Source organism: Paenarthrobacter sp. AT5, from assembly GCF_032764245.1.
Taxonomy (GTDB): domain Bacteria; phylum Actinomycetota; class Actinomycetes; order Actinomycetales; family Micrococcaceae; genus Arthrobacter; species Arthrobacter ureafaciens.
The window spans coordinates 4,507,987-4,530,404 of the sequence record NZ_CP136441.1 but is presented as its reverse complement, the minus strand read 5'-3'; the positions used below and the strand labels follow the sequence as shown (position 1 = coordinate 4,530,404).

General features: G+C 63.3%; 17 protein-coding genes. 11 read left to right on the top strand and 6 right to left on the bottom strand.

The genetic code is table 11. The features are described from left to right. The first annotated feature begins 202 nt into the window (after positions 1 to 202). From RI444_RS21085 to RI444_RS21055, 7 genes are all read left to right on the top strand, one after another. Complete coding sequence (locus RI444_RS21085) at positions 203 to 772, top strand: hypothetical protein (protein WP_021474507.1); 570 nt, start codon at positions 203 to 205, stop codon at positions 770 to 772. Continuing rightward, a complete protein-coding gene (locus RI444_RS21080; RefSeq protein WP_179011411.1) occupies positions 769 to 3,663 on the top strand; it encodes an ATP-binding cassette domain-containing protein in 2,895 nt (964 codons plus the stop codon). Before RI444_RS21085 ends, RI444_RS21080 begins: the two co-directional genes overlap by 4 nt. A 563-nt stretch (positions 3,664 to 4,226) precedes the next feature. Then, complete coding sequence (locus RI444_RS21075; protein WP_021474505.1) at positions 4,227 to 5,312, top strand: ABC transporter substrate-binding protein; 1,086 nt, start codon at positions 4,227 to 4,229, stop codon at positions 5,310 to 5,312. 48 nt (positions 5,313 to 5,360) lie between these two features. Beyond that, positions 5,361 to 6,473, top strand: coding sequence for an ABC transporter ATP-binding protein (locus RI444_RS21070; RefSeq protein ID WP_021474504.1), 1,113 nt, complete (start codon positions 5,361 to 5,363; stop codon positions 6,471 to 6,473). After that, the gene (locus RI444_RS21065) at positions 6,470 to 7,387 is read left to right on the top strand and encodes an ABC transporter permease (protein WP_021474503.1); all 918 of its coding nucleotides are present in this window, start codon (positions 6,470 to 6,472) and stop codon (positions 7,385 to 7,387) included. Before RI444_RS21070 ends, RI444_RS21065 begins: the two co-directional genes overlap by 4 nt. A gap of 2 nt (positions 7,388 to 7,389) precedes the next feature. Beyond that, the gene (locus RI444_RS21060) at positions 7,390 to 8,205 is read left to right on the top strand and encodes an ABC transporter permease (RefSeq protein ID WP_021474502.1); all 816 of its coding nucleotides are present in this window, start codon (positions 7,390 to 7,392) and stop codon (positions 8,203 to 8,205) included. Between the two features lie 29 nt (positions 8,206 to 8,234). Then, complete coding sequence (locus RI444_RS21055) at positions 8,235 to 8,789, top strand: gluconokinase (protein ID WP_242703183.1); 555 nt, start codon at positions 8,235 to 8,237, stop codon at positions 8,787 to 8,789. Here RI444_RS21055 and metH read toward each other — a convergent pair. The 4 genes from metH to RI444_RS21035 all read right to left on the bottom strand — a co-directional run bounded on the left by metH (position 8,779) and on the right by RI444_RS21035 (position 14,103). Then, a complete protein-coding gene (gene metH / locus RI444_RS21050; protein ID WP_316963850.1) occupies positions 8,779 to 12,441 on the bottom strand; it encodes a methionine synthase in 3,663 nt (1,220 codons plus the stop codon). The two genes, RI444_RS21055 and metH, sit on opposite strands and share 11 nt — an antisense overlap. Positions 12,442 to 12,499: 58 nt before the next feature. Next, positions 12,500 to 13,165, bottom strand: coding sequence for an ArsR/SmtB family transcription factor (locus RI444_RS21045; RefSeq protein WP_062098604.1), 666 nt, complete (start codon positions 13,163 to 13,165; stop codon positions 12,500 to 12,502). A 73-nt stretch (positions 13,166 to 13,238) separates the two neighbouring features. Then, positions 13,239 to 13,379, bottom strand: coding sequence for a hypothetical protein (locus RI444_RS21040; protein WP_164888670.1), 141 nt, complete (start codon positions 13,377 to 13,379; stop codon positions 13,239 to 13,241). Positions 13,380 to 13,683: 304 nt separating this feature from the next. Next, on the bottom strand, positions 13,684 to 14,103 hold the full coding sequence (locus tag RI444_RS21035; RefSeq protein ID WP_062098600.1) for a hypothetical protein: 420 nt from the start codon (positions 14,101 to 14,103) through the stop codon (positions 13,684 to 13,686). 845 nt (positions 14,104 to 14,948) lie between these two features. On the opposite strand from RI444_RS21035, the gene RI444_RS21030 reads away from it, so the two are divergent. Further along, entirely contained in the window at positions 14,949 to 16,193 is a 1,245-nt protein-coding gene (locus RI444_RS21030) for a WD40/YVTN/BNR-like repeat-containing protein (protein WP_242703184.1), read from the top strand. A gap of 8 nt (positions 16,194 to 16,201) precedes the next feature. Beyond that, positions 16,202 to 16,489: a MoaD/ThiS family protein gene (locus tag RI444_RS21025; protein ID WP_207605841.1), complete on the top strand. Its 288-nt coding sequence runs from the start codon at positions 16,202 to 16,204 to the stop codon at positions 16,487 to 16,489. A 46-nt stretch (positions 16,490 to 16,535) separates the two neighbouring features. Here RI444_RS21025 and RI444_RS21020 read toward each other — a convergent pair whose 3' ends face one another. After that, the gene (locus RI444_RS21020; protein ID WP_062098596.1) at positions 16,536 to 16,772 is read right to left on the bottom strand and encodes a hypothetical protein; all 237 of its coding nucleotides are present in this window, start codon (positions 16,770 to 16,772) and stop codon (positions 16,536 to 16,538) included. A gap of 278 nt (positions 16,773 to 17,050) precedes the next feature. Here RI444_RS21020 and RI444_RS21015 point away from each other — a divergent pair, with 278 nt between their 5' ends. Further along, positions 17,051 to 19,861, top strand: coding sequence for an FG-GAP repeat domain-containing protein (locus RI444_RS21015; RefSeq protein ID WP_207605355.1), 2,811 nt, complete (start codon positions 17,051 to 17,053; stop codon positions 19,859 to 19,861). A 66-nt stretch (positions 19,862 to 19,927) separates the two neighbouring features. On the opposite strand, the gene RI444_RS21010 is transcribed toward RI444_RS21015, so the two are convergent. Beyond that, positions 19,928 to 21,250, bottom strand: coding sequence for an MFS transporter (locus RI444_RS21010; protein WP_069696385.1), 1,323 nt, complete (start codon positions 21,248 to 21,250; stop codon positions 19,928 to 19,930). Positions 21,251 to 21,452: 202 nt separating this feature from the next. Between RI444_RS21010 and RI444_RS21005 the strand changes: the two genes are divergently transcribed. Further along, positions 21,453 to 22,223 (top strand): IclR family transcriptional regulator, encoded by a 771-nt coding sequence (locus RI444_RS21005; protein WP_179011419.1) that lies wholly within the window; start codon positions 21,453 to 21,455, stop codon positions 22,221 to 22,223. Positions 22,224 to 22,418: the final 195 nt, after the last annotated feature.

Below are 22,418 nucleotides of genomic sequence, written 5' to 3'. Positions count from 1 at the left end.
CCGGGTTTCCGGGGTCCCTACTACCCTAGGACCTCAACAATTGTTGAGGTCCAATCGACAGCGACGGGCCAAGGCGCCCCGGCCAAGGTGGCGGGCGCAAGGACCGGGCCGGCGGCATAGGACAACGCGGACCGCATGCCACCCGGCGTCACACAAGGCTGTTCCCAAGCCCCAAAACGCCTAAAACCCCTACCCTTAATCCGTGACTTTTCCCAAGATCCGCACCGCCGCCGCGAGCACCCTCGCCGCCGCCGGTCTCCTCATCACCCTCGCAGCATGTTCCACGCCGGCCTCCACCCGGCCGAACCCCACCGCGACCTCCAGCGAAGCAGCATCAAGCACCTCTGCCAGCGCAGCCGCTGAATCCGGCCCCTGCGACGGCGTCAAGGTCATTGTCGATTCCGGCGCCATCAAGCAAGCTGCCGCCACCGAGTCCGTCTGCGTGCCCGTCAGCGAGGCCACCACCGCAGCCAAAGTCCTCGAACAAGCCGACGTGAAGACCGAGGGCACCAAGCAGTACCCCGCCGAGCTGGTCTGCCGCGTCAACGGCGTGCCCGCTGCCGACTTCGACATCACCCACAAGGGCGGCACCTACCGCGAAGAATGCGCCACCATGCCGGCAGCCTTCGCTTACTGGGCTATCTGGATCAAGCCCGCCTCCGGTGACTGGACCTACGCGCAGGAAGGCCTGGCCACCCAGCAGGTCAAGCCGGGCGAGAGCCTGGAACTGCTCTACACGGTTGACGGCGCACCCGCCACACCCACGGCATGACCTTCAGGCCCGCGCCGTTACGCGCGGCAGCGGCACTCGCCGTTATCTTCGTTGCGGCGCGGGTCATCTATCGCATCCTCTTTAACGGAGCGGGCGCCGACGGTCCCGTTCTTCTCAACCTGCCGCCGGTCAGGCTGCCGGCGCCGTTCGCCCACGTCGTCCTGCTCGGCCCTGTCACCGCACCGGGGCTGTGGGACGCGGTGTTGTCGGCCTTGCCGATCGCTGGCCTGATTCTCGCTTTCGGCCTGGTCAACGCCTGGGTGGATGTAGCCCGGGGGTTTGTGCGCCTTGCCCGCGGCGGTCCGTTCCAGGGCATCGCGCGCACGCTGGTGGTCGCGTGGGCCGCGCTTCCGGCGCTCGCCGACGCCGCTCGTTCCGTCCGCTTGGCCTTCCGGCTGAGGGGCGAGAAATTCGGCCCGCGGGCCTTGGTGCCCATGCTGGAACGCACGCTCGAGCATGCCAGCCGGGTAGCCGCGGCCCTTGAGTTGCGCGGCTTTGGCAGCCGGAACAGCCGGCACGCGCCCCACGGAACCGGCCGGGCACCCGTGGAGATCAATGAGGCCTTCTTCACCATCGGCAGCACTCGGCTCCGCATCGACAATTTCCGTCCTGCGCCCGGTTCGGTCACCGTGATCACCGGCCCCACGGGCTCCGGCAAATCGACCATGCTTCGCGGCATTGCCGGCCTGCTGTCCCACGTCGACGGCGGAGATTTCTCCGGCACGGTCCACATCGGCGGTGTGAAGAGGGCGGATGCGCCGCCACGCGACACGGCCCGTCTGATCGGCGTCGTGCTTCAAAATCCGCGGGCCGCCTTCGCGAGCACGCGCGTTGAGGACGAGATCGCGCTCGCGCTGGAATTGCGCGGGGAACCGCGCGAGGACGCCAAGGCACGGACGCTCGAGGTCGCGGAACGCATCGGCGTCACGGCGCTCTTGCACCGGGACCTCAGCACACTTTCGGCAGGGGAAGCGACCCTCGTGGCCATCGCCGCCGCGGTGGTGGACCGCCCGCCCGTGCTTCTGGTGGACGAGCCGCTCGCCGACCTCGACCCGAATGCCCGGCACCGTGTCATCGCCGTCCTCAACAGCCTCGCGCGGGAGTCGGGAGCCTGCGTCATCGTCGCAGAGCACCGTGCGCGGCCCCTGGTGCCGATCGCCGACGCCTGGTGGACAATGCACGACGGCGGCCTGGTACCGGCCGCTGCACCCGCACCTTCGCTTCCGGTCGAGGAAAGCCCGACGTCGGCGGCGATCGAAGAGCCTCGGGGAGCCGAACGCGTGCTCTCCGCGAGCAACCTGTCAGTGCACCGGGAGGGCAAGGCGCTGGTGCGCGATGCTTCGCTGTCCGTGCACCGGGGCGAGATCGTGGCGCTGGTTGGGCCGAACGGTGCCGGAAAATCGTCGCTGCTGGTTGCTCTGGCCCTCGGCGAGGGAACCGGTAGCGAAGCGAAGATCGACGGCGGCCGTATCGCCTTGGTACCCGACGCCTCAGATGACCTCTTCACCCGGGATACCGTGGCAGGAGAACTCCGTGCGGCAGATCGACGCACCGCCCGGCATGCAGCCAGCGCCGGCGGACGGGATACGGTTGCCGGATCAACCATCCCGGCCTGGGCCCGCTTGGCACTCCTTCGTGGACAGCCAGGGATGCCCGGCGGAACCGAGCACCCACGGGATCTCTCGGCAGGGGAGCGGCGCATCCTTGCCATCACCCTGCAGACAGCCGACGACCCCCAGGTCCTCCTCATCGACGAACCCACCAGGGGCCTCGATCCCACAGCCCGGGGTGCCGTGGCGACGGCGCTGCGCGCGGCGGCGGGGACAGGCACGGCGGTCCTGATTGCCACGCACGATCTTGATTTCGCCCGGCAAATCGGCGCCCGGATACTCCCGATGCGTGAGGGTGTGGCTCCTGCTGTTCCCGGGCCTACTCCCGTGCCAGTTGCTGCGCCAGCTCCTGCTCCGGCTGTTCCGGCGGAGGCGATGCCGGAGTCCATCTCCCTGCATGGTGCGAACCCAAGGCATGACCACGTTGCCATGCCCGCACTGCACGCTACCCGCCGCCCTACCCGGCATTTCCGCATGCCGCGGTCCGTCGAAGTGGCCATCCTCGCGGCAGCAAACGTGCTGGCCCTGGGAGCGTTTTGCTGGCCCTTGGTCGCAGCCGCGCTTCCCCAGGATGCCGCAGCCGCACTTCCTTATGCGGCTCTTGCCATTGCGCCGCTGGCGGTGGTGGCCATTGTCGTGTCCCTCGACGGCTCCGTCCGCTCGGCGCACACAGTAGCGCTGCTCGGAGTCCTTGCAGCGGTTGGTTCCGCAATCCGGGTGGCGAGCACCGGCGTCGGGGGCGTTGAAGCGGTCTTCATCCTGCTGATCCTGGCCGGCCGCGCCTTCGGTGCCCGCTTTGGCATGCTGCTGGGCGCTGTGACGATCGCTGTTTCAAGTGCCCTGTGGAGCGGTATTGGTCCGTGGTCGCCGTTCCAGATCTTCGCGTGCGCCTGGGTCGGTGCCGGGGCCGGCCTCCTGCCCCGGAACGTGCGCGGCAAGGCCGAGCTGTGGATGCTGTGCGCTTACGGCGTTGTGGCGTCGTACGTGTTCGGTTTGCTGACCAACCTGTGGTTCTGGCCTTTCGCGGTGGGCGCTGGGACGGGCATCTCCTACGTACCGGGCGCCCCGCTGTCCGCCAACCTCAGTAGCTTCCTGCTGTATTCGTTCATCACTTCGACGGCGGGATGGGACACCCTGCGCGCAGTCACCACGATCGTGGGTATCGCGTTGGTGGGACGCGCGGTGCTTGCGGCGCTGAGGCGCGCGAAGCCGCTGAGCGGCCAGTCCGGAGCGGCTGCGGAAGCTCAGGGTGCCGCCCGCCCCGTCTCTGCCGATGTCTGAAGGTGCCAAACCGCGGCGCCCGTTTCGCTGGCAGGCATAACACTGCCCTCGAAAACGAAGATCGGCTGTCCGCTGCTGCCCTCCGGCAGCCAGAATCCATTGGCTGGGCAGTGGGATCCTGTCCTGGCTGCCAATAGCGGCGCGCCGCTCCGTGATTCGTCGGGAAAAATGCGGACCTTCTTCACGTTAGCCTCCCAATCGCAATCCCGAACTCGTTAAGGCTTTCTGCCTTCTGCGAGACCACGTTAGGTTCCGGGGCGGCTCATGACCAAGATCAAATCCTGATAGCTGCATAAGCAAATCAGATGACCCGCTCGGGTGCTTTGCCAACAGGCCGGTCATGGCGGCGTCGTGGGTGCCGGGCGTCATAAGGGAAAGCTATGGAGGGATACTCAATAGGTCTTTGTGTGATGCATATCTCCAGCATTAGGTTGAGAGCCGGGAACACATCCTTATCAATATTTTCCCTTTTCTACCCCAATAGAAATAAACATTTCCCTGCACCCTCGGAAGACATTTGCTGACGACGTCAAATTCTTCCTCCACATGGAAAGAGTCAATTAATGAATCTGTTCAGTAAAGGCAAAGTGGTGCTGGCGGCGGCAGCCGCGGCCACACTCGTTCTCACCGGGTGCGGAGGTGGTTCAGGGAGCGCCGGCACCAGCAACTCCAGCGCCACGTCGGGGGAAATCAACCTCATCGCCTACGCGGGTGTTTGGCAGGACCAGTACAACGCAGCCGTGATCGAACCCTTCAAGGCCAAGTACCCGGACATCAAGATCAATTACTCGTCGAAGCGGTCATCTGCGGAGATGCTGAGCGCGTTGCAGGGTCAGAAGAACGATCCCGCAACCGACGTGGCGATCATGGACAACTCCGTGTCCACCACAGGCAACACCCAGGGCCTGTTCGACAAGATCGATGAATCGGCAGTCCCCAACCTTGCCAATGTTCCTGAGAAGTTCCAGGACAAGAGCGGTTTCGGTCCCGTCGTCATGCTGGACGCCGTCGGGCTCTTGTACGACACGGCCACGTTCCCCAAGGCTCCTGAGAGCTGGGATGTGCTCTGGGACCCGGCATACGCAGGCAGGATCAACGTCAACGCTCCTCCGTCCCTGCTCGGTCTCTCCCTGACGGCGATCACCTCGAAGATGGAAGGGGAGGACTACACCCAAAGCATCGACAAGGCAGTCGCGAAGCTGAAGGAGATGGCCCCTGGCGTCCAGACGTTCGCACCCAACCCGGACGAATACCAGAACGTCATCACCGGACAGACCGTTCTTGGCCTTGGCCAGAACGCACGCGGCCAGTTCTACAGCGACCAGAGCAACAAGAAGATGGGCGTGACTTTCCCGAAGGAAGGCACGGTCTACCAGATCAACACCGTCAACCTGGTGAAGGACGCCCCCAACAAGGCGGCCGCTGAAACGTTCATCAACTACGCCTTGTCGCCCGAAGCCCAGACGGCTTTCGCTAAGGCTCTCTTCTACGCACCGTCCGTGACCAACGCCGAACTTCCGGCCGAGGTGAAGGATCGCGTGGTCCCCACTGATGGTTCGCTCAACATCGTTCCCCTCGATGTCCAGTTCCTGTCCTCGGCCCGTGACAAGTGGACCGACACCTGGAAGCGCCAGATCATCACCAAGTAGCGCCCGGCAGCGCGCCCCTCGACCAACTTCGCTTCAGGAGAACTGAAAATGATTGAATCCAAATTGTCGATCGTGGATCTGACCAAGAGATACGCAGCCGGCCTTGATCCGGCCGTCGACCGCCTGAACATGGAGGTGGAAGAGGGGCACCTGGTGGCGCTCCTCGGCCCGTCGGGATGCGGTAAGACGACCACTTTGCGCATGGTCGCCGGGCTAATGGATCCCACAGCGGGATCGATCGTGGTGGACGGCAAGGAAATAACCCACACCCCGGTCAACAAGCGCGGGATGGGCATGGTGTTCCAGTCCTACGCCCTGTTCCCGCACATGAACGTAGAACAGAACGTCGGTTTCGGCCTTCAGATGCGGCAGGTGTCCAAGTCCGAGCAGCAGAAGCGTGTTGCCAGCGCCTTGGACATGGTCCAACTGGGCCATCTGGCCAAACGGCAGCCGAAGGAGCTCTCCGGCGGACAGCAGCAGCGCATCGCCCTGGCGAGGGCCCTGGTGGTGGAACCCACCTTGCTTCTCCTTGACGAGCCGTTGTCCAACCTCGACGCCAAGCTGCGCGAAACAATGCGCACCGAGATTCGCTCCATCCAGCAACGGACACGGGCCACAACACTCTTTGTCACCCATGACCAGGACGAGGCCCTGGACATGGCCGACCGCATTGCCGTCATGAATGGTGGCCTGATTGAACAGTTCGGATCGCCCACCGAAGTGTACGAACGGCCCCGGACGCGGTTTGTTGCAAACTTCATTGGCCAGGCCAACTTCCTGAAGGCGAGGGTGGTAGCTGAGATGGGTTCGGCTGCCGACGGTGAAATCCACTACAAGGTGGACGTGGAAGGCCTGGGACAGTTCGGTGCCGTGGGAGCTCCGGGCATGGCCGGCTCAACCCGCGAACTTGTTATTCGTCCGCATCGGCTCAGGGTTGGCACGGAGCATGGTGCCACTGATGCCATCCCGGGCATTATCGAGCGGATCAGCTACACCGGAGATGCCCTCTCGGTGGGCGTCAGGGTCGCAGACCGCACGCTCAATGCCCAGCTCCTGACCTCCAGCGGAAAGCTGCCCAGGCTCGGAGACGCGGCTTACCTGTCCTGGGATGCCCAGGATGCCTACCTTCTGCCCGAAGCCCCGGAAAGCTCCGCATCATGACCACGCTCAAAGAACCATTGCAGCGGCCAAGGCTAGGCGCGGCAGAAGGGGAACTGGAGCAGGCAACCACCAAGCGGAACAGGCGGACCTACCTCGCACTGCTGCTGCCCGGACTCCTCGGCCTCGTGGTGAGCTTCGTTTTCCCGCTCGCCTACATGGTCCGGATGTCCTTCAACAAGGGAGCACCTGACGGCGTCATCGAGGAGACCTTCACCCTCGACACGTACATCCAGCCCCTCACGGACCCTTACTACTGGCGCGTCACCCTGGACACGTTCCAGATGGGTGTCACGGTCGGCGTGCTGTGCGTCATCGTCTCCTACCCGGTGGCGCTGTTCCTCGCGCGCAGTACCAGCAAATGGCGCGGCTTGCTCATTGCCATAGCCATCGCTCCGCTGCTGACGTCTGCCGTCGTCCGGACGTACGGGTGGATGGTCATTCTTGGGACCAACGGCCTGGTGAACTCCACCCTTGCCGACTGGGGCCTCATCGACACCCCCTTGAAACTGACCAACAACATGACCGGCGTGACCATCGGCCTCGTTGAGATCTTCATGCCCTACGCCATCCTGGCCATGATCTCCGGCTTCGGGCGACTCAGCCCGCAGCTTGAGGAAGCGGCCGGCTCGTTGGGGGCCAGCAAGTTCAAGGTCTTCACCAGGGTGACTTTGCCACTGAGCCTGCCCGGGATCCTCACCGCATTCCTGCTGGTCTTCGTGCTCTCCATCAGCACCTTCATTACGCCGCGACTGCTGGGCGGTGGAAGTGTCCAGGTCCTCGCTACCGAAATCTACGACCAGACCACAGGGTTGCTGAACTGGCCCTTCGCTGCAGCGCTCTCTGTGATCCTGCTGGTTTTGTTCGGCCTCATCATCGCCGTTTATCAACGCCTCACCAAGAAAATCGGAGGTTAGCCATGTCCGAGGCCCGCCTTTTCAAGCCACGCTTCAACCCGGCCAAGCCTGCCTTCGGCATCCTTGTGTTCCTGCTGTACTTGTTCCTGTTGGCACCGTTGCTGATCGTCTTCGTTGTCTCGTTCGCCTCGAACCAGTACCTTTCTTTCCCACCGGAGGGTTTCACTTTCAAGTGGTATGAGATGCTCCCCGAGGAGAGCACGTTCATGAACGGCATGAGGATCAGCCTCATCGTCGCAGTCATCGTGACCGTCATTGTTCTGGCACTCGGCGTGCCGGCGGCCTTGGCGTTGGACAGGTTCGAGTTCAAAGCGAAGGCCGCGGTTCAATCGTTCTTCTTGTCACCCCTGCTCATCCCGAGCATTGTGCTCGCCCTCGGAATGGTCCTCCTGTTCGGGCCGCTCAAGCTCACCAACACCTACGCGGGCATCATCATCGGCCACATTGCGATTACTATTCCGTTCGTCATCAGGACCACGCTGATGAGCCTCGCCACCACGGACACGTCCTGTGAAGCCGCAGCCCGGATCCTGGGAGCCAACTCCTGGACCGTGTTCCGCAGGGTCACGTTGCCCATCATCCAGCCGGGAGTGATTGCGGGCGGCGTCATTGCTTTCATCGTCTCCTTCGATGAGGCCGTGATTTCCCTGTTCGTTGCGGAGTCGGGCCTACCCACGCTGCCCGTTCAGGTCCTGAGGTACGTGGAAAACTCAGCGGACGCCGCCGTCGCCGCCCTGTCCGTCATCCTCATCCTGATCTCCCTGGCCGTGGTGGTCATTGTTGAACGGGTCATGGGACTGCGCAAGGCGTTGCGCTGATTCACCCGGCTGCATCAAGAAAGGTTCCTATGGATTCCCCGGCCCGTCCCAACAATTCCCCGGCCCGTCCCAACAACGTGGGCAACCATATTCCGCCCCTCGTCATCATGGGGGTTTCAGGCTGCGGCAAGTCCACCATCGGTGCGCTGCTCGGAGCCCACCTGGGCGTCACGTTTGCGGACGGCGATGACTACCACCCGGAAGCCAACAAAGTGAAGATGGGGGAGGGGATCCCGCTGACGGACGATGATCGCTGGCCCTGGCTGGCCGAAATCGGGAAGGCTTTGGCAAGCTCCGCAGCGGGCGGGCCTGGAGTAGTGGCCTGCTCAGCACTGAAGCGCACGTACAGGGACTTCCTTCGCTCCTATGCGCCGGACGCCGTGTTTGTCCATCTCACCGGCAGTGCCGGAACCATCAGCGAGCGGATCAACGCCCGGGTTCACGAGTACATGCCTGCCACGTTGCTGGCTTCCCAGCTGGAAACCCTCGAAGCCCCGGAAGCGGATGAACGCCACATTTCGGTCGGGATCAACAACAGCCCGGAGCTGATCGTGGGTCAGGTCCTGGAGCACATCACACCTTGAAGTACTTCGCCTCCGGGTGGTGGAACACGAACGCGTCCGTGGATTGCTCGGGGTGCAGCATCAGCTCATCGCTAAGGACCACACCCATCCGCTCGGGCTTCAACAGCTCCGTCACCTTCCGGCGGTCTTCCATATCCGGGCAGGCGGGGTAGCCCAGCGAGAACCGTGCGCCGCGGTAATCCAGCTTGAAGTACCCGGCCTTGTCCTTCGGCTCCTCGGAGGCAAAGCCCAGTTCGGACCGGATCCGCGCATGCCAGAACTCAGCCAGCGCCTCGGTAAGCTGCATGACCAGCCCGTTGAGTTCGTAGTAGTCGCGGTATTGGTTGGCCGCGAACATCTTGGAGGTGAACTCCTCGATCTTCGCGCCCGCGGTCACCAACTGCACGGGCAGGACGTCGATCTGGCCGGACTCCCGGGAACGCACAAAGTCGGCCAGGCACAGGTGCCGGTCGCGGCGCTGGCGCGGGAAGTCGAAACGCAACCGCTCGGAGCCCACTGCACCGCCTGAGCCTCCGTCGGGGGCAAGGAGGCCCGGGGTCCCGAGGACGCCGTCGGAGTCCTCTCCGTGGTGCAGCACCACTACCTGCTCGCCTTCGGCCACCACCGGGAAGTAGCCATAGGCCACCGAAGCATCCAGCATTCCTTCGCCGAGGATCCGGTCCAGCCAATACCGGAGGCGGGGACGCCCCTCAAGTTCCACCAGCTCGTCGTAGGAGGCGCCGTCCTCGCCCCGGCCCGGCTTCAGGCCCCACTGGCCCATGAACGTGGCGCGCTCATCGAGCAACGCGGCGTAGTCGTGCAGGGCCACGCCGCGAACAATGCGGGTGCCCCAGAACGGCGGCGTCGGAACGGGGTTGTCCGCGACGACGTCGGACCGGCCGGGCATTGCCTCCGGTTCAGTCACCGTGAACTTCGCCCCGCCCTTGTGGATGCGTTTCTTCAACGGAGGAAGGCCCACCGAATCCGGGTCGGCGCCGCGGGCCACCTGCACCAGCGGCTCCATGAGCGAGAGTCCCTCGAACGCATCCTTGGCGTACCGGACGGTTCCTTCGAACTGCTCCGCCAGGTCCTGCTCAACATAAGCACGGGTCAACGCTGCGCCACCAAGGATGATGGGCCACTTCTTCGCAAGGCCACGCGACTGGAGCTCGGCGAGGTTCTCCTTCATCACCACGGTGGACTTCACCAGCAGCCCGGACATGCCGATCACGTCGGCGTCGTGCTCCTCAGCGGCGGCAATGATCTCGGCAATGCCTTGCTTGATACCGATGTTCACCACTTTGTAGCCGTTGTTGGTGAGGATGATGTCCACCAGGTTCTTGCCGATATCGTGCACATCGCCGCGGACCGTGGCGATCACCATGGTGCCCTTACCCGAGGAATCCGACTTCTCCATGTGCGGCTCCAACAGGGCAACCGCGTTCTTCATGACCTCGGCGGACTGAAGCACGAACGGCAACTGCATCTCACCGGCACCGAAGCGTTCGCCAACCACCTTCATGCCCTCAAGCAGTTGGTCGTTGATGATGCCCAGGGCCGTCATGCCTTCGCTGCGTGCCAGGTCCAGGTCCTCCTCGAGTCCCTTGCCCTCACCGTCGATAATGCGCCGCTGCAGGCGTTCGCCGGTGGGCAGGGCGGCAAGCTCCGCCGCGCGCTGGTCCTTAAGTGCTGCGCTGTCGACGCCCGCGAACAGGTCCAGCATGGTGGCCAGGGGATCGTACGTGACGTTTCCATCGGCGTCGTACTCGCGGCGGTCCCACACGAGATCAAGCGCAACCTTGCGCTGCTCTTCAGGCAGCGAGGCGGGAGGCACGATCTTCGCGGCGTCAATGATGCCGCTGGTGAGGCCGGCCTGTACGGCCTCGTGCAGGAACACCGAGTTGAGCACCATTCGCGCCGCCGGGTTCAGGCCAAAGGAGACGTTGGAGACGCCGAGCGTGGTCTGGATGCCCGGGTACTTGGTGGTGATTTGTCGAATGGCCTCGATGGTTTCGATGCCGTCGCGGCGGGTTTCCTCCTGGCCCGTGGCGATGGGGAAGGTCAGGGCGTCCACAATGATGTCTTCAACCCGCATGCCCCACTCAGCCACCAAGGAATCAACCAGGCGGGAAGCGATGGACACCTTGCCCTCGGTGGTCCGTGCCTGGCCCTGCTCGTCAATGGTCAACGCGATCACGGCCGTACCGTGTTCCTTCACGAGGGGCATGATGCGGGCAAAGCGGCTTTCGGGACCGTCGCCGTCCTCGTAGTTGACGGAGTTGACCACCGGGCGTCCGCCGATGAGCTCCAGCCCTGCCTTCAGGACCGGCGGTTCGGTGGAGTCAATGACCAAGGGAAGCGTGGAAGCCGAAGCGAAGCGGGACACCACTTCCTGGATATCCGAAACGCCATCCCGGCCAACGTAGTCGACGCATACGTCCAGCAAATGCGCACCGACGCGTACTTGCTCGCGGGCGATATCCACGCAGTCATCCCAGCGCTCTTCCAGCATGGCTTGGCGGAACGCCTTGGAGCCGTTGGCGTTGGTGCGCTCGCCGATGGCCAGGTACGCCGACTCCTGGTCAAAGGGCACGTGGTGGTACAGGGATGCGACGCCCGGTTCGCGTTCGCTGGGCACCCGCGCGGGGCCGTCGCCGTTCCCGGCCGCCGCGCCGGCGTCGGGGGCGTTGCTGATAGTGCGGAAGGGTTCAAGACGTTCGACGACGGCGGCCAGGTGCTCCGGCGTCGTACCGCAACAGCCGCCCACCAGGCCAAGGCCAAATTCACGCACGAACTGCTCGTGCGCTGTGGCGAGTTCCGCCGGGGAGAGCGGGTAATGCGCGCCGTTCGCCCCCAGGATCGGCAGGCCGGCGTTGGGCATGCAGGCGATAGCCACCGAGGACTGCTTGGACAGGTGCCGGAGGTGCTCGCTCATCTCGTCCGGGCCGGTGGCGCAGTTGAGGCCGATGGCGTCCACGCCCAGCGGCTCCAGCGCGGTCAGGGCAGCGCCGATTTCCGAACCCATCAGCATGGTGCCCGTGGTCTCGACCGTTACTTCGACGAAAATCGGGAGCCGGACACCACGGGAAACAATCGCCTGCTTGCAACCATTCACGGCAGCTTTGGTCTGCAGGAGGTCCTGGCTGGTTTCGATCAGGAATGCATCCGCGCCGCCGTCGATCAGGCCTTCCGCCTGCAACGCGAAGGTCTGCTTCAGGTAGTCGTAAGTGGTGTGGCCAAGGCTGGGGAGCTTGGTGCCCGGCCCCATGGAACCAAGGACCCAGCGCTCGCGGCCGTCCTTGGCCTCTGCTGCCTCGGCGCGCTCGCGGGCGATCAGGGCGCCTTTCCTGGCCAGTTCCTCGATGCGGTCATCAATGCCGTAGTCCGACAGGTTGGACCAGTTTGCGCCAAAGGTGTTGGTTTCCACTGCATCGATGCCCACTGCGAAGTAGGCGTCGTGGATGTCTCCGATGACATCCGGACGCGTGTCGTTGAGGATTTCGTTGCAGCCTTCCAGGTTTTGGAAGTCGGTCTCCAGTGAAAGGTCCCGGCCCTGCAGCATGGTGCCCATGGCGCCGTCGGCGATCACCACGCGGTGGTTCACAGCATCCAGCAGCGACTGGGAACGGGCAGGGCGGGGGACAGCATCAATATCGAGCGCAAAACGGGCCATATGAACAGACTACGGGCGGGGGTCTGACACACTGCGTCGTATTTCGGTGTACTACGCCTTATGTGGATAACGACGGCGATTGGTTGCCGTCGGTGGGTCGGCGCGGGTCCACGATGGGGAACGCGTTGAACTGGATCTGCACCGGTCGTGTGCCCGGTTCTCCCTGCTGCCCTCGGTACTTGTCCAACCGCGAACGCAGGAACATCTCCGTTTCCTTGGTGAGCTCTGCCAACTGCCCGCACGTCAGGTGGGTGTGGAGCGTGGCAATCATGCTGGCCTCGGTCCATTCCGTGGGGAGTACGTCCAGGGACTGGTCCAGGAAGTCTTCCAGCACCTTGGCCCGTTGAACTCCCATCTCGTGGTTGACCAGCCGCGCTACTTCCCGGCTGGCCGGGTTCGAGGCGAGATCCGGCGTCGAAATGGTGAGCGATCCGGGCGGCCTTTCCCACCAGCGTTCCCGGGCAGTGCCTTTGCCGGCCACTTCCCGCACGAACCCGTGCTTGGCGAGCTGGCGCAGGTGGTAGCTCGTGGCACCGCTTGACTCGCCCAGTCGCTGGGCGATGCTGCTGGCTGTCTGGGCGCCGTAGCTGGAAAGCACTTCGAGCAACTGAATCCGCAATGGGTGTGCCAAGGCCTTCAGGGAGACGAAGTCAACTGTCCTGTCGGCGGTGGCCTCAGCAGTTGCGGGTTCCTCCGGCGACGGCGTCTGGTGGTCTTCGCTCATGGACTACAGCCTACGAGAGAACCGTGGACCGCAGCCGCGCCCGGCCTGTGCGCGCGGTTGCTGCTGCGGAGGTTTATTGCCGTGGGCCGATCTGGTGCATGAAGACGTACACATCGTCACGCATCTGCTCGAGGCGGGCTCCATTGAACCGGGTGGCGGGCTCTTCAAGCGGAGCGCTGGTGTGGGTGAACAGGAGTCGGACTCGCTCAAACAAGGGACCCACCTTCTTTCGGATAAGGGTTTTGCGGTAATGCAAAGATACCTTTGCAAAGACTTCTTTGTAAACCCTCCAGTCGCGTCCGCGCCCTCCGTTTCGATCTTCCGGTGGAAGAGGTGCGCGGCTCCGCATCTCAAGAATGACGTGCGAACAGAACCGGGTCCGCATCGGGGCCTGGCTTCCACTGCAGCCACCACTGAACGCGATGCGACCCACGCCTAATGCAGGCAAAACGAAGCAGCCACCCTGCTGCAGAAGGGCGGCTGCCTACGTCAAACGGATTCGTCTGTTTGGACCTGACCTAGGGTGCGGCCTTGCCTACTGTGCGTTGACCGATGACGGTCGTACCATCTTCGGCGTAGAGTTTCAAAACCCGTCCAGAGCCGTCCTTCCGAGCATTCTGCATCTGAATGGCTTCTTCCGGCGAGTTAGGGGTTCCCTGATCCAGGTCAGCCTTCTTTAGATATCCGATCTTTCCGTCGTCCCCAATGGCACTTATGAGATCTGGTTCGTCGGCCGGTGTTCGCGCATCCATTGCTGACCCGAAGGTTTCACCTCGAGCGTTCTTGGGGAAGTCCACCTTGTCTCCTTTTTCGATTAGGACGGTAGGTGCTCCGGCGTTTGCCGTGGTGATGGCAAACCCAACTACACCGCCGATTGCAATAGCGACGGTAGTGGCCGCGACCCCGAAGGCCCTGCGGTGCTTAGTAAATGATTTCATGCCTAGAGCCCCCCGTATGCGGCTGGTGTCCGGTAAGTGTAGTAGTAGTTGTAGCTGTTGCCGTTCCAAGCGCCGACGACTCCATAGGACTGGTAGGCCCCGTAGCCGCATGAAAGCCATACACCGTTATCAAGTTGGTGGGCGACTATGCCGTTGTAAGCCTCCCATCCCTCATCGCAGAAGTTTCCGCCAATAAAGGCACGGCCGCGTGCGTACATCCAGCCGACGGGGACGTCACCTCCTTGGGCATAAATAAAAGATGCTGCACTCCCACGACCGCCGTCCCACGTTGTATCAAGCGCGGCCAACGTTTGGTATGTCCTCCCACCAGTCGAGAACTGGCCTATAAGACTTTGCGTATTCGTGGCGTATGCGGCGCCTGCGCTGAATCCGAGCGTGCCGCCAAGCAAGATAGCTATCAGTGTAGCTTTTGTGAAAGCCTTTATCCCGCGTTTTGGGCGCTGACTAAACTCTCAGAATTTTGTCCTGAATCAATAGCCATGTGTTAACCATTCCCCCCGAACAGTCGAACTAGTTGCCCATGGAGCAACCTAGTTGCCTTGGCAGCTTGACTGCCGATCAATGTGTTGCCAACCGCGAGCGTTGATGCCAACGCGATGCTGCCTAGCCTTTTCATAGATTCCCCAATCTAAAGAGACTCAGTTCAATGGCGCGCTTGCCAGAGAGCAGAAGGGTTGCCCGGTTGCAACACACCTTCACGAATAGGTAGTGCGCGGAGGTGCTGGAAAGTGATGCGAATCTCTTCCGCTGCCTGATGTCAGAGTCACGTTGTTGTCCACATAGCCACCAAGAACCCATTGCCCTCCCTATCCCACGATGGTTCGATGGGGATCATGGCAACCCCAAATACCGCAGAGAGTTATGTCTTGGCGATCGGGACCAAGAAGGGTCTGTGGCTGGCGACCAGTCCGGACCGCATAGATTGGTCCTTCTCCGGCCCGCACTTCCTGATGAGCGAGATACCGAGCATCGGGATAGATACGCGGGACGGCAAAACACGGATCATGGTCGGCGTCCGCTCCGAACACTGGGGGCCCACCGTGGCGCACTCGGACGATCTGGGCGCGACGTGGACCGAACCAGAGCACGGCGCCATTAAGTTTCCGGACGGCACCGACGCCGCCCTGGAACGCATTTGGCAGATATATCCCGACGCCGATTCCCGCCCCGGCGTCGTCTGGGCAGGTTGCGAGCCCATTTCCGTGTGGAAATCCACCGACGGCGGCGAACACTTCGAGCTGAACCGCGGACTTTGGGACCACCCCCACCGCAGTGAATGGGGTGCCGGTTACGGAGGTGCGGCGGCCCACTCGATCGTGGTGGATCCCAGCGGCGAGCAAGTACACATCGCCATGAGCACGGGCGGCGTCTATACCTCGCTGGACGGCGGCACCTCCTGGGAGCCCCGGAACAAGGGAATCTCGGCCTATTTCATGCCCGATCCCAACCCGGAGTTCGGTCAGTGTGTCCACAAGATCGCGGCCGATGCCACGGTGGAGGGGCGGCTCTACGCCCAGAACCATCACGGCGTGTACCGGACGGACGACAACGGGGAGAACTGGAGCTCGATCGCGGAGGGCCTGCCCGCTGACTTCGGCTTCGTCATGCTGACGCACCCCCGCCGCGAGGGTACGGCCTGGGTCATTCCCCTGAAGGCGGACGGCGAACGTATCCCGCCGGACAGCAAACTGAGTGTCCACCGCACGGACGATGCCGGCGACTCCTGGACCGAGCTTCACGCCGGGCTCCCGGACCACGAATACAACGCAGTGCTGCGTGACGCCGCCGCCGTGGATACAGCCGAACCCGTCGGCGTGTACTTCGGAACCCGCGGCGGATCGGTCTATGCGAGTGCTGACGAGGGCGGCACCTTCACCGAAGTGATCTCGCACCTGCCGGACGTGCTCTGCGTGAGGGCCGCCGTCGTGGTTGGAAACCCGGCGGGCTTGGAAACGCCCTTGGCGGCAGCAGAAGCCAACGTCCTGGCGGAAGCAGCAGTGATCGTCGATACAGCCGCCCAAGTGGACGGCAATCCTGAAAGTCCCACCAGTGACCCGGTACCCGGTTAGGGCCGATGGTGGCTGACATAACGGTCGTGCTTCCCGGTGTCCTGCAGCCACTCGTCGGCGGACAGTCCTACCTGACTGCGTCCGCCGACGGGGCCGTGACCGTTGGACAGTTGCTGGACTCTGTGACCGGTGAGTACCCGGTCCTTGCCCGGCGTTTGCGTGATGAAACCGGTGCACTCCGCCGTTTCGTGAATATTTACGTGAACGGTGACGAGGTCCGGCGGCTCAAGGGGCTTGATACGGAGGTAGCGGGCGGCCAGGAGGTGTTGATTATCCAATCCGTGGCCGGCGGCTGAACGGGCACGGGTGTGGCGCCGGGGTTCTGCTCTGGTGCGGGGTCGCTCAGGCGACGCGCCAAACACTGCATTCGTCGGTATTGATGGCTTTCCTCATCCCGGAGGCGTGGTCCATGATCCACACGACGCCGATTCCAGGGGCTGTTTCCTGGACCCGACCGCGGCGAATGACCACGTCATCGTAAGCGGGTCCAACGGACAGTCGGGCCTCGATTTCGTCTCCACGATGGAGCTGGCTGATAGCGCGAATACGTGTTGTTCGGGATTTGGCTTCCTTCAGCATGGTGTCCTCCTGGCTGGAGCTGGAACTGGTGCCTGCGCTTGCCGGCCATTCCAGTGTGGCGGGGCATTGTTGCCGCAGTATTTCCGCATGGTTAGGGCCCGGTAAGCATTGCGCGCTGCCCGGGTTTCCGGACACGCTCGACGCCGGGACCTGCCCGCGGCGGTAAGACGCGCCGACGGTTGGCCGCCTCTTCCGCAGGCCCGCAAGCCTGCCGCTGTACCCTGATGTCGGTTCTTGAGACTCACGGGAACCAAAGGCTCCATCTCTGGGAGATTTTGATGGGTTTCTTGCAGCGGTCAATTGCCGTGTCCACCGGCCTGCTGGCTTTCGCCTCCAGCCTCATTTTTGCCCAAGCCCCGGCAACGGCCGTTCCGCTGCCCTCGCCGGACAATCCGAACGTAAAGTTCGTCGAGGGGACGCCCCATTCGGACCACGTGTTTGAGACGCCGTTGGGCGGTGCCCCCCAAAGCGGTGCCCCCCAAAGCGGTGCCCCCCAAAGCGGTGGCACCCGGTCCAGCGACCCGCGCGCAGGTGCGCAGGCCGCACAAGGACCTTCCGACGTCGAAGCCCTCCTGCGGGACGGCGTGGCCGCCACGGGTCCCAGCGGCGATATCCGCGTCCGTCTGGTAACGGCGAAGCTGGCGGACAATTCGAACACCGTTTCCATGGCCGGTGCCGAGCAGGTGGTGGCCTCGACCAGCAGTTACTGGAAGGCGATGACCAACAATCGCTTGTCGATGACCGTGGACAGCAAGGTGTCCGGATTCCAGTCCAAGGCGCGGTCCACTGACCACTACAGCGTCATCATGTCCACCATCACCAGTGAGTTGAAGTGGCAGGCCAGCCCGTACACCGCGCTGGTGATCTTCATTCCCTCATCCACCCTGTCAGGCAACGCGCTCGGCGCCGGCTACAGCAGCGGCAGCTACAGCGGCAGGGTCCTGTTGCCACAGCTGAGCAGCTTCTCCAACAACGTGATGAGCCACGAGTTCGGCCACGTCATCGGTTTGATGCACGCCGATGCGCTGCAGTGCGGCAGCGGCGTTCCAGATGTGGGAACGGACAGCAGCGGCAGGTTCACCGATCCTTCCTGCTACATCCGCGAATACGGCGACACCACGGACATCATGGGCGCGGCGCAGTACAACCAGCCTGTGATCAGCTCGTCGTTCTGGGACTATGCGGGGCTCGGCCGGGGCGATGAAATCCGCGACGTCGGAGTCGCGGGTGGTGTGAAGAGCTACACCCTCAAACCGTGGGGCGGAACCGACGCCCAGCGTGCCATCAAATTCACCGATCCCGTCAGTAAAGAGGTGTACTACCTCGAACTTCGGCAACCGGTGGGTTATGACTCGTATTTGAAGAACCCGGGCCAAGAGGGCAACAAGGGCGTCAAGATTGTCCAACGCGGCGGGGCGACCATTGCGTCGTCGCTGATCCTCATGCCGTCAACGGTTCCGTTCACCGAGCCCTGGTACGCCAAGAACCACTCGTGGCCGGCGGGCAGGACCTTCACCACCCATACCGGCACCCAGGTGACCATCGATTCCGTTTCTGCCACGTCGGCAACGGTCACCATCAACGCCGATCCGAAGCTCAAGACCCGGATGCGGTTCTCGGCCGGCGACTTCGACGGCGACAAGCTCGCCGATGTCATCTCCCGTGAGGCCGACGGTTCCCTCTTGCTGTTCCGCGGCCTGCCGGGAAACCGGCTCGCCGATCCTGTCCAGATCGGTTCCGGTTGGGGCATTTTCAACGCGGTTTTCGGCACTGCGGACTTCAACGGTGACGGTTTCGCTGACGTCCTCGCCCGGACCAGCGACGGCGGGCTCTGGCTCTACCCGGGCAACGGAAAGGGCGGCTTCCTCTCCCGGAACCAAGTGGGATTCGGCTGGCAAGGATTCACCCAACTGGTAGCACCGGGTGATTTCTCCGGGGACGGCCGCGCCGACGTTATCGCCTCCAGCCCGGACGGGCGTCTCTGGTTGTACCCGGGGGACGGTTTCGGCGGATTCCAAAGCCAGGTGCTGCTGGGCCAGGGCTGGGATGTCTTCAACACTCTCGCGCCGGCGGGTTCATTCGGCGGCGGATCGGCAGGGCTTCTTGCCCGCGCCGGCGACGGTACCCTCTATGTCTACCCCGGCAACGGCAAGGGTGGCTTCTTGCCGCGTGCCGCCGTCGGAAGTGGTTGGAACAGCGCGGGCGACCTGATCGGTGGCGAGGACCTGACAAGGGACAAGTCCGACGATGTGCTGGCCGCGGCCGCGGGCGGCGCCATGACGATCTACCCGGGTGACGGCAGCGGCTTCGCCGATCGTCTGGCGATCGGCACCGGTTGGACCGCCTTCGACCAGGTGTGGGAAGCGGGCGACTTCAACGGCGACCGCGTGGCGGACGTCCTGGCGCGGAGCAAGGACGGCGCGCTGTGGCTCTATCCGGGCAACGGTTCAGGCGCTTTCCTGCCGCGGGTGCAGGTGGGGTCGGGCTGGAACATGTTCGACACCATCCTCAGTGCCGGAGATTTCGACGGCGATTCACGGCCGGATTTGGTGGGCCGGGCCCCTGACGGGACGCTCTGGCTCTACCCGACCGATGGCAAGGGGAAGTTCCTTGCCCGTCGGCAGATCGGGATGGGCTGGCAGGGTTTCACGCAGCTGCTGGCGCCGGCCGACTTCTCCGGTGACGGTAAAGCCGACATCGTTGGGCAGACTGCGGACGGCGTGTTGTGGCTCTATCCGGGTGACGGCGCCGGTGGTTTCCTTGCGCGGAAGCAGATCGGCACCGGATGGAACATGTTCAACCTGGTCCTCCAGGCAGGGGACTTCAACGGCGACGGCCGCGAAGACTTGCTGGGCCGTGCTTCCGACGGGGGATTGTGGCTCTACCCGGGCAACGGTTCGGGTGGCTTCCTTTCCCGGGTGAACCTGGGATCCGGCTGGAACATGTTCTCCAGCATCGCCGCTCTGGGCAATGGCTTCACGGGTACCGGGAACCCGTCGGTGGTGGGAGTAGCCGGTGACGGAACTTTGCTCCTGTACGCCGGGACCGGTGGGGGTAAGTTCCAGCCGGTGAAACTGAATCCCCTGTAGGAGTACACAGAAAACGTTCGCCCCCGGTTCTTCGTGAACCGGGAGGCGAACGTTTTTTGGGGCGGTCTACTTGCGCAGGCCCAGTTCCGCGGTTGGTACCTTCGCTGATTCGCGGGCAGTCAGGGCGGAGACTGCGGCAATGGCACAAATGATTCCGCTGAAGATGGAGATCTGTACCCAGCCGCCGGCCTTGGTGCCGCCCATGGCCGTGACGATTGCCGGGGCGAAACCTGCCATGAGGAAGCCGAGCTGCGTGCCGATGGCCAAGCCGGAGAACCGAACCTTGGTGCTGAACATTTCACCGTAGAAGGAAGGCCAGACGGCGTTCGCTGCGGCGTAACCGAATGAGAAGAAGACGACTGACACCAGGAACATCAGGGGGACGTTTCCGGATTCGAGCGTCAGAAGGAAAACGGGAGTCATGATGGCACTGGCAATAGCGCCGTAGATGAAGACGGGCTTCCGGCCAATCTTGTCAGCCAGGGTGCCGAAGAGCGGCTGCGTACCCAGGGCAACGACGTTGGCTACCACCACGAGCCACAGCGTGATGGTGCTGCTTACATGGGCCACATCCTGTGCGTACTTGATGGCCAGGGTGCCGAACACGGTGCTCACCGCAGCGATGAACGCGCAGCACACAACGCGCAGGACGTCGCGCCAGTGCAGCTTCAGGAGGTCGGCCACGGGAAGCTTGGCGATCTGGTTGTGCTTCTTGGCTTCTGCGAAGGCCGGGGGCTCGTGCAGGGTGCGGCGGATGAAGTAGGCCACGATCACAACAACCGCGCTGAGCCAGAACGGGATGCGCCAGCCGATGCCGTACTTGATCTCGTCCGGGAGGGCCACCACGGGGATGAAGACGAGGGCGGCAAGGATCTGACCGCCCTGGGTGCCCGTGAGGGTCCAGGAGGTGAAGAAGGAACGCCGGTTGTCCGGAGCGTGCTCAAGGGTCATCGACGAAGCGCCGGCTTGCTCGCCTGCGGCCGAAAGGCCTTGGGCCAGCCGTGCCAGCACCAGCAGGACCGGGGCCCACCAGCCGATGGTCTTGAAGTCAGGAAGGCATCCGATCACGAAGGTTGCGGCACCCATAAGCACCAGGGTGAACATGAGGACTTTCTGACGGCCGATCCTGTCCCCGAAGTGGCCCAGGATGATCGCTCCCACCGGGCGGGCAACGTAAGCGAAGCCGAAGGTGGCGAAAGACATGATGGCTGCGTTGGCGTCGGCGTCCGGGAAGAACACATGCGGGAAGATCAGCGCCGCTGCCGAACCGAAGATAAAGAAGTCGTAGTACTCCACCGCGCTGCCAAGGAAGCTGGCGAGGGCCGCTTTCTTGGGAGTGCCGGTGGTGGTTTCAGTGCCGGGCGTCGCTGACGGCATTGTTTGGCTCATGGGAGTTCCTTCTGTGACGACGATGTCGCGGATCAAGCTTCTGCGGGAGATCGAGGGCTAGGTGCGGCCGGATCGTCCCAAAAGTAACCACATGGTGAGAGCTACTTGTGCAATACAGCAATACTGGCTGTGAGAGCGGTCACTTGTCAAGAGATGTCACCACTATCTAGAAATAGCTCTCACCATATGAGAGCATCGAACCATGAATGTGAAAGAGGGCACAAAAACGGACATGGTGGGCAAGGCGCTGAGCCTGCTTGTTCTGCTGGGTGACGAGCCGAAGGGGGCGAGCGCCGCAGATCTGGCCAGGGCGGCCGAGTTGCCGTTCAGCACCACGTATCGGCTGCTGGGTTCGCTCACCCGCGACGGCTTTGTGGACTATGAGCCGGACGGGCGTCGCTACCATCTTGGACTGCGCGTGTTCCAGCTGGGGCAGCGCGTTTCCAACCACCATGGCTTCGCGGCCACGGCGCTCCCGGTCCTGCAGCGGGTCACCGAACGCACCCATGAGGCCACTATCCTCTCGGTTCGCGATGGAGACCACCACTTGACGGTCAATAAGGTGGACGGGCCCAAGACTTTCCGCGTAACCAGTGATCCCGGGCATCTCGGCGCGTTGCACACCACCTCCGTGGGCAAGGCGATCGTTGCCTTCGAGGAGGAGGTTGAGCGGAAGCGGCTCCTGGAAGAACTTCCCTTGGATCCGCTGACGGAACGCTCCATCACGGACCGCGACAAATTCCGCGAGGAGATCGAGCAGGTCCGGCGCCAGGGCTACGCGGTCATGGATGAAGAGAACGAGATCGGTATGCGCGCAGTCGCAGTCCCCGTCCTCAACGCCCAGGGCAACGCATTCGCTTCCGTGGCCGTCGCTGTGCCGGTCTTCCGAATGACCATGGAGGAGCTGGTTTCACACGTCCCTACCTTGCAGGAGGCCGCAGCCGAGCTGGCGGCCCGCCTACCCCAGCGCTAACCCACCCCACCCCGCCCATGCCAACCCCACCGACCCCACCCACCTACCCCCACCCAACTAGGTCGCATTAGTGCGCGTTTTGACCCCTCTAAACGCGCTTAACTGCGACCTAGTTGGGTGTGCACGCTGGAAATGTTCGCTATAAGAACATACGTGCGGAATATGAACATTTGTAGTAATCTCGATATCACCCGG